The 686-nt window shown below is 73.9% G+C and carries 1 protein-coding gene and 1 tRNA gene; one reads left to right on the top strand and one right to left on the bottom strand.

Going from position 1 to position 686, the window contains the following annotated elements; genetic code table 11:
• The first annotated feature begins 197 nt into the window (after positions 1 to 197).
• A tRNA-Arg gene (locus D8M35_RS16200) sits at positions 198 to 270 on the top strand.
• Positions 271 to 329: 59 nt separating this feature from the next.
• On the opposite strand, the gene D8M35_RS16740 is transcribed toward D8M35_RS16200, so the two are convergent.
• Positions 330 to 686, bottom strand: a 357-nt coding sequence (locus D8M35_RS16740; protein ID WP_202976580.1) for a hypothetical protein, incomplete at its 5' end; no start/stop codon positions are given.

Genomic DNA, 686 nt, shown 5'->3' with positions numbered 1-686 from the left:
GCCCGCTCGGCGCCGTGGTCGTCCGTGCTGGCTGCCGGAAGCGCCGCGGGCGGGCGCTTCCTGCTCCGCAGCGCCGCTCGTCGTGCCGCTTCCGCCCGTTCGGGTCGCTCCGAGCGTCGCGCACGATCACCGCACGCGGGCTCACGTGGTGCCCTGCAGCGCCACGTGGACCGACGGCGGTAGAATCGTCGCCGCTCGCCTCCGTAGCTCAGTGGATAGAGCAGGTGGTTTCTACCCTCCGTGTCGCGGGTTCGATTCCTGCCGGGGGCACACGCGACGAGAGGCCGCCATCCAGTGGGATGGCGGCCTCTCGTCGGACGTGGCAGGTGTCAGTCGTCCTCGGACGCCCTGCGGCGGAGTTCGCTCGCACTGATGGGCTGGGTGTAGGGCGAGGCGTCCTCATCGTCCGCTCGTGCAGTCGCCGAAGCGCTCGACTCCGCGGAGCGGTCGAGCCCGCTCGCCGAGGCAGACGCGCGGTTCACGTGCGCGTCGGCGGAGGTCGGGCTCGCGATGTGCGGCGCGGAGGACGGTCGGACGTCGGAGCGGCGGTCCTCGCCGCGGTCGGTCACGTCGACCTCGCCGGAGTCCGAGGCGTCCGTGCCGCGGGAGCCCAGGTCGTTGCGCGCGGACGGTGCCGTGCCGCTGCCCGGTCGCCCGGACGCGATCGGCGAGCCCAGCTGCGGGCA

The organism is Curtobacterium sp. HSID17257, from assembly GCF_003989515.1.
Classification (GTDB): Bacteria; Actinomycetota; Actinomycetes; order Actinomycetales; family Microbacteriaceae; genus Curtobacterium.
Note: the sequence above shows the minus strand (reverse complement) of the source record. Positions and strands in the feature narration are given on the sequence as shown.